General features: G+C 68.2%; 5 protein-coding genes. 1 reads left to right on the top strand and 4 read right to left on the bottom strand.

Features of this window, described 5'->3' with window-relative positions; all coding sequences use genetic code 11:
• Positions 1-332 precede the first annotated feature (332 nt).
• Entirely contained in the window at positions 333-524 is a 192-nt protein-coding gene (locus AC5JJ2_RS08220) for a Flp family type IVb pilin (protein WP_495857493.1), read from the top strand.
• Positions 525-622: 98 nt separating this feature from the next.
• Here AC5JJ2_RS08220 and AC5JJ2_RS08215 read toward each other — a convergent pair whose 3' ends face one another.
• From AC5JJ2_RS08215 to AC5JJ2_RS08200, 4 genes are all read right to left on the bottom strand, one after another.
• Entirely contained in the window at positions 623-1132 is a 510-nt protein-coding gene (locus AC5JJ2_RS08215; protein ID WP_495857492.1) for a hypothetical protein, read from the bottom strand.
• Between the two features lie 36 nt (positions 1133-1168).
• A complete protein-coding gene (locus tag AC5JJ2_RS08210) occupies positions 1169-2587 on the bottom strand; it encodes a DUF1501 domain-containing protein (protein ID WP_495857491.1) in 1419 nt (472 codons plus the stop codon).
• A gap of 57 nt (positions 2588-2644) precedes the next feature.
• Positions 2645-3289 carry a transposase gene (locus AC5JJ2_RS08205; protein WP_495857490.1) on the bottom strand — a complete coding sequence of 215 codons (645 nt, stop codon included), beginning with the start codon at positions 3287-3289 and terminating at the stop codon, positions 2645-2647.
• A gap of 160 nt (positions 3290-3449) precedes the next feature.
• Positions 3450-6539: a DUF1553 domain-containing protein gene (locus AC5JJ2_RS08200; protein WP_495857489.1), complete on the bottom strand. Its 3090-nt coding sequence runs from the start codon at positions 6537-6539 to the stop codon at positions 3450-3452.
• Positions 6540-6684: the final 145 nt, after the last annotated feature.

Below are 6684 nucleotides of genomic sequence, written 5' to 3'. Positions count from 1 at the left end.
GGGGGGGGGGGGGGGCCCCCCCCCGGTTTTGGGGGGGGGGCCCCCCCCCTGCGCGGGGGGCCCCCCCCCCCCCGCTCGCCTCAATTTTCTGCCTTCCGACGGCGCGCGGTACCACGTCCGGCCGCAGCCGTTGCGCCCGGTCCCGGCAAAGTCGGGGGCTGGCCTCAACGCCGCCGGCCGGGTGTCGGAGATTGCGGCGGCCGTATCGAAATTGCCGACGTTCCGGTTTGCACCGCCCGCAAGGGCGACCTACAGACAGGGTGTCAGCCGGCGGCGCGAAGGCAACTCGGCCGACGACTCGCCCCTCAAACCCTCAGTTACTTGGAGCGACGATGAACACGATTTCTCGCAAGGTGGTGGAGTTCCTGAAGAAGGAAGACGGCCCGACGGCGGTCGAGTACGCCGTGATGTTGGCCCTCATCATCGTCGTCTGCATCGCGGCGATCACCGCGCTCGGCAGCACGGCCTCCCAGACGTTCAGCTACGTGGACGGCCAAATCGCGGCCGGCAACGGCGCGAGCTAACGACCGGCCGCACGGCTCGGAACGACGAGAACCCCGGCGCGACCCGCGCCGGGGTTCTTCGTTTTTTGCCGACGTGCGGTCCGCCGCGGCGTCGGCGGCTATTCCGTCGATTCCCCTTCGCCCGCCGGCGGGTCGAGGTCGCGGGGCCTCAGCAGGTTCCAGATCATCGCGGCCGAATAACCGGACTGCACCTGCGGGTAGCGGGTGCTCAGCGACTGGCGGAGCGGTTCGTCGATGACGAGCGGCCGCGGGAACCCGTCCGGCGTGAGGATGAGCCGGCCGGCGCGGGCCAGCTCGACGGCGACGTGCAACAGCGGCATCGACACGGCCTCGGCCGCGAGGTGGCCGTTCACGCACGGGCCGGCCCCGTACAGCCCGCGCAGGTGGACCTCCGCCAGGGAGCTGTCGGTCAGCGTGAGGTGGACGCGGTCGTCCACGCCCGGCCGCCGGCCGCCGAGCCGCTGCAACAGCGCGACGACGGCCTGCCGCTCCGGGGCCGAGAGGCCGAGGTCGCGGTAGGACGGCATCCCCCACCCCGTCCGCGGGTCCGGCGTGTCGCCGTCCAGCCGGACGTGGTTGGAGCTGCGTAGCTGGATGAAGAAGGCCATCGCTCGCCCTCGTCGCGCGCCGGGTGCGGTCGGTGGTTAACCCACGATTTCCTTCACAACCTCGCCGTGAACGTCCGTGAGCCGGTAGTACCGGCCCTGGAACTTGTACGTCAGCTTCGTGTGGTCGATCCCCAACTGGTTGAGAATCGTGGCTTGCACGTCGTGGACGTGGACCGGCCGCTCGGCCACGTTGTACCCGTAGTCGTCGGTCGCCCCGACCGTCAGCCCCGGCTTGATGCCGCCGCCGGCGAACCACATCGTGAAGCACCGCGGGTGGTGGTCGCGGCCGTAGTTGTCGGCCGTCAGCTTCCCCTGGCTGTAGTTCGTCCGCCCGAACTCGCCGCCCCATACCACGAGCGTGTCCTTCAACATCCCCGTCCGCTTCAAATCCTGGACCAACCCGTAGCACGCGCGGTCGATGTCCTTCGCTTGCCGCCGGATGCCGCCGGGCAGCCCGCCGTGGTGGTCCCACCCCGGATGGTAGAGCTGGATGAACCGCACGTTCCGTTCCGCGAGCCGGCGGGCGAGCAGGCAGTTCGCCGCGAACGTGCCGGGCTTCTTCGCGTCCTCGCCGTACAGGTCGAACACGTCCTTCGACTCCTTCGAGAAGTCCATGACCTCCGGCACGCTCGTCTGCATCCGGTAGGCCATCTCGTACTGCGACACGCGGGCCGCGATCTCTGGGTCGCCTTCTTCGGACAGCGAATGCAGCTCCGCGAGCCGGTCGAGCATCTTCCGCCGGCTCTCGCCGGTCACTCCGTCCGGGTTCTGCAGGTACAGCACCGGGTCCTTGCCGCTGCGGAACTGCACCCCCTGGTGGACGCTCGGCAGGAACCCGTTGCCCCACAGCCGGGCGTACAGCCCCTGCTCGGTGCGGTCCTTCGAGACGAGGACGACGAACGCCGGGAGGTTCTCGTTCGCGCTGCCGAGGCCGTAGGACAGCCACGCCCCGAAGCTCGGCCGGCCGGCGATCTGGTGGCCGGTCTGGAAGAACGTGATGGCCGGGTCGTGGTTGATCGCCTCGGTGAAGCACGACTTCACGAAGCACACGTCGTCCGCCAGCTTCGCCACGTTCGGCAAGAGGTCGCTGACCGTCGCGCCGCTCTTGCCGTGCTTCGCGAACTTGAACGCGGACCCGGCGAGCGGCAGGGACGCCTGGTTGCCGGACATGCCGGTGAGCCGTTGGCCCTTGCGGACGCTGTCGGGCAGGTCCGTGCCGTTCTTCTCGTTGAGGAGCGGCTTGTGGTCGAACAAGTCGAGCTGGCTCGGCCCGCCGGCCATGAACAGGTAGATGACCCGCTTCGCCTTCGGCGGGTGGTGCGGCTGGTCGAGGACGCCGGCGAGTTTCGGGGCGGCGTCGGCCAGCAGCGTGCCGAGCGCGACGCCGCCGAGGCCGAGGGCGGACTGCCGGAGGAACAGCCGCCGGTTGGCCGGCGGGAGGATGAAGTTGGTCATAGTAGTAGGCACACTCCGTGTGCCGTCTCCTTCACGCATCGGAATGCGTCATCGTGGTTACGGGCGCTGGCACAGCAAGTATTCGCCTTCACGTAAACACGCACGTATTGGGTTCTCGGCGACGTAAGCCCGAGCGCGCTCGAATTGCTCGGGCGACCGCACGAGGTGGTCGAAACTTTCTTCTTGCCAGAACCGACCGGACTGGTCCAAGAGGCGGTTAATGGCGGTGGCGGTGAACTTCTTCCAGGAATGGCAAACTTTCAGGATGTCAACCCCCGGCCGCAGGCCGAGCAGAGCGTGGACGTGGTTCGGCATTACGACGAAAGAGTCGAGGTCGTACCGCTCGCCGTCGAAATGCCGAATCGCGTCAGCGACGATCCCGGCGATGTCCGGGCGTCGCAGCTGGCACGCCCCGTGTCCGCGATCGAGGTAGTCGTGGTAGGCGCGGCTGAAATGCGTGTGGAACTCTTGTTGCCGACCTGCGGACAACCGTTTGAGGTCGGCCATGCTACCGAGCCCTTTCCGGGCGAGCCACTGCGATTGTTCCCACCGCCAGCGGGCGACCAGTTCCACCGGAACCGAGTCCTCGGTGCGGAAGGTGACGAAATACGTGACGCCCGGTTGAAACCAGTGCGGGAGGTTGCCGGCCGTGACGCGCAGATCGCCGTCCGGGTCGAAGAGTTCAAAGGTTGGCGTCGGCATAGTAGTAGGCACACTCCGTGTGCCGTCTCCTCGGCGTGCCGGCGAGTTCGTTGGAGCCGCGGCGGCGCTTGGCAGATGGACCCTTCGGCGAGTTCGTGCGAGTCGTTGCGACGCTCAACAGACGGCACACGGAGTGTGCCTACTACTATGTGCCGGCGGGTTACCTTCGGTTCACGGCCTCGTCGTGGTTCAGGATCGTCAGCGCCAACTGCGTCGCGGCGGCGAGGGCGGCCTTGTCCAACCTCGCGTCTGCCTTCGTCTCGCCGACTGAGAGGAGCTTCTCGGCCGCCGTCGGGTCCGTCGCAAATCCCGCCCGCTGTTCGTCGTACAGCGCCACCAGCACGGCCAGTTCCTTCTGGCCCGCGGAACGCCCGATCACCGTGCGGAACGCCCATGCGGCGCGGGCCTTCGTCGTCGCGCCGCCCTCCTTCAGCGTTCGCTGGCCGAGGAACCGGGCCGCCTCCACGAACTGCGGATCGTTCAGCAGGGCGAGCGCCTGCAACGGCGTGCTGGTCGTCTGCCGCCGGACGGCGCAGTTGCTGCGGTCGGCGGCGTCGAACGTCGTCATCTGCGGGTGCGGGGCGGTCCGCTTCCAGACCGTGTAGAGGCTCCGCCGGTACAGGTCACTCCCCTTCGACTGCGGGTAGTGGGGCCGACCCATCGCCTCGTTCCACAGGCCCTCCGGCTGGTACGGGTAGACGCTCGGCCCGCCGGACTTCTCGTTCAGCAACTCGCTCACGAACAGAGCCTGGTCCCGCAGCATCTCGGCGCTCAGCTTCCGGGCCGGGGCGCGGGCGAGCAGCAAGTTATACGGGTCCTTCTGCAACGCCTCCGGCGTCGGCTTCGACGCCTGCCGGTACGTCGCGCTCAGCGCCATGAACTTCAGCATCCGCTTCACGTCGTAGTCGCGCGTGAAGTCGCGGGCGAGCCAGTCGAGCAGGTCCGGGTGCGTCGGCGGCACGCCGGTCGTGCCGAAGTTGTCGCTCGTCTCGACGAGGCCCTTGCCGAACAGCTGTTGCCAGAGGCGGTTGACCGTCACGCGGGCGAACAGCGGGTGGTCCGGGTGCGTCAGCCACGTCGCCAGCCCGAGCCGGTTCCGCGGCAGGTCGGCCGGGAACGGCGGCAGCGTCGCCGGCGTGGACGTGGCCACCGCGTCGCCGGGCGAGTCGTAGGCCCCGCGCTTCAGCAGGAACGCCGGCTTCGGCGTCGGCATCTCCTGCATCACCATCGCTTCCGGGATCGGGTTCACGAACTTCGCGTGCGCCAGCCGGGCGGCCCGCAGCTCGGCCGCCGCCTTCTTCGTCGGCTCGTGGACGACCGCCGCGAAGTAGTCGAACAGCACGGCCTCCGTTTCGGGAATCCCCTTGCCCGCGAGCGCCAACGCTTCGGGCGGCGTGAGGGCGCGGTTGTAGATTCGCAGGTCATCGACGCGGCCGCCCTTGAACCCGTTGTCGCGGAACCGGTAGCCGACCTGCAGGCTCGGCTCGCCGCCCTCGTAGGTGATGTCCCTGCGAAGCCCGTCGCGGACTACGTCGCACGCCATCGGCTCGCCGTTCACGAACACCGTCAGCCCGGTCGCCCGGCTTGAGCCGTCATAGGCGAACGCGACGTTGACCCACTCGCCCGCGGGGATCGGCGTCTTTGCCACGACCTTCAGCGAGTTCCCCGGCCACATGTGGTGCAGGCCGACGGCGACCTTGCCGTTCTCCAGCAGCAACTCGTACCCGCGGCTGCCGGCGTCGATCGGCGCACGGCTGTGGTGCAGCACGACGGCCCGCGGCTGGTGCTTGGAAGACTTCAGCCAGAGGGACACCGAGAACGGGTCGCTGCGGGTGAAGTGCCCGACGCCGGGGATGTCGAACCCGCTCTCACCGGACAACTCGGCCGCCTTGCCAACCTTCCCGGCGACGAGCTTCGGCCCGTCGTGGCCGTTTGCGGTGAGCTTCGCATCGACCTTGTTCGCCGACTTGTTGGCCGTCAGTTCGTCGAACGGGAAGTGCGCCACGAGGCCCGGCGGGGCGAAGTCCTTCGCGAAGCTCGGCTGCCACTTGCCGAACTCGGCGCGGGCAGCCCCGCGCGCCGCCTTCACCGCCGCTTCCTTCGACCCGACGGCCTTCCACAACTCGGCCATCGTCTTGTCCTGCTCGTCCGTGCTGAGCAGCATCGCCGGGACCGGCATCGACGACGTGAAGTAGCTCGTCTGGCCGGACTCGTCGATGTTCTGGAAGAACGCGAAGAGCTGGTAGAAGTCCTTCTGCGAGATCGGGTCGTACTTGTGGTCGTGGCAGCGGCAGCACTCGAACGTCTGCGCCAGGAACGCCGTGCCGAACGTCGTGACGCGGTCCACGACATAGGCGACGCGGAACTCCTCCTCGACGACGCCGCCCTCCTCGTTCTGCATGTGCAGCCGGTTGAACGCCGTCGCCAGCCGCTGGTCCTTCGTGGCGTTTGGCAGCAGGTCGCCGGCCAGCTGCTCCGTCGCGAACCGGTCGAACTTTTGGTTGGAATTGAACGCCTTGATGACCCAGTCGCGGTACGCCCACATCGGTCGGAACCGGTCGGACTGGTAGCCGTGCGTGTCGGCGTACCGGGCCACGTCCAGCCAGTCGGCGGCCATCCGCTCGCCGTACCGAGGCGATGCGAGCAATCGGTCCACGACCTTCTCGTAGGCGTTCGCGGCCGCGTCCTTCTCGAAGGCGTCGATCTCCGCGACCGTCGGCGGCAGCCCGGTCAGGTCGAACGTGACGCGCCGCAGCCACGCGGCTTTGGTGGCTTCGGGAGACGGCTTCAGCCCCTCTTTTTCGAGGCGGGCGCGGATGAACCCGTCGATCGGATTTCGGATTTCGGATTTCGGATTTGGAATTTCCCGCGGCAGCGGGACGTAGGCCCAGTGCTGGCCCCACGCGGCCCCCTCGTCCACCCACTGCTTGAGCGTCGCGATCTGCTTCGCCGTCAGCTTCCGGTTCGAGTCCGGCGGCGGCATCATCACGTCCGCGTCCTGGCTCGTCACGCGGGCGATCACCTCGCTCTCGCCGCTCTTGCCGGGGACGAGCATGGTGCGTTCGCGCTTCTTCTTGAACGCCCCCTCTTTCGTGTCGAGCCGCAGCCCGGCCTTGCGGGCCGTCTCGTCCGGGCCGTGGCAGTGGAAGCAGTTCTCGGACAGGATCGGCAGCACGTCCCGCGCGAAATCGACCGCGGCCGCCGGGCGGGTCAGGAGCAGGCAGCCGATGAGCACCAGAATCCGCGGCATGGTTCGATCCCGTTCCGAGAAGTCTCTGTTGTGATCGTAGCGGGAAACGGACGGTGGGTCACTCGCTCCACGGCCTCACATGGGGTGATGTCGATTCCGGCCGGAATCCTTCTTGTCCCCTCCCCCCTTGGGGGGGAGGGTTAGG

This window comes from Limnoglobus sp., from assembly GCF_059499385.1.
This window is presented reverse-complemented; position numbering and strand designations above follow the sequence as displayed.

What these genes read in the sequence shown, in the direction of transcription:
- AC5JJ2_RS08220 (WP_495857493.1), top strand. Translation starts at nt 333, where the DNA reads ATGAACACGATTTCTCGCAAGGTGGTGGAGTTCCTGAAGAAGGAAGAC.
- AC5JJ2_RS08200 (WP_495857489.1), bottom strand. Translation starts at nt 6,539, where the DNA reads ATGCCGCGGATTCTGGTGCTCATCGGCTGCCTGCTCCTGACCCGCCCG.
- AC5JJ2_RS08205 (WP_495857490.1), bottom strand. Translation starts at nt 3,289, where the DNA reads ATGCCGACGCCAACCTTTGAACTCTTCGACCCGGACGGCGATCTGCGC.
- AC5JJ2_RS08210 (WP_495857491.1), bottom strand. Translation starts at nt 2,587, where the DNA reads ATGACCAACTTCATCCTCCCGCCGGCCAACCGGCGGCTGTTCCTCCGG.
- AC5JJ2_RS08215 (WP_495857492.1), bottom strand. Translation starts at nt 1,132, where the DNA reads ATGGCCTTCTTCATCCAGCTACGCAGCTCCAACCACGTCCGGCTGGAC.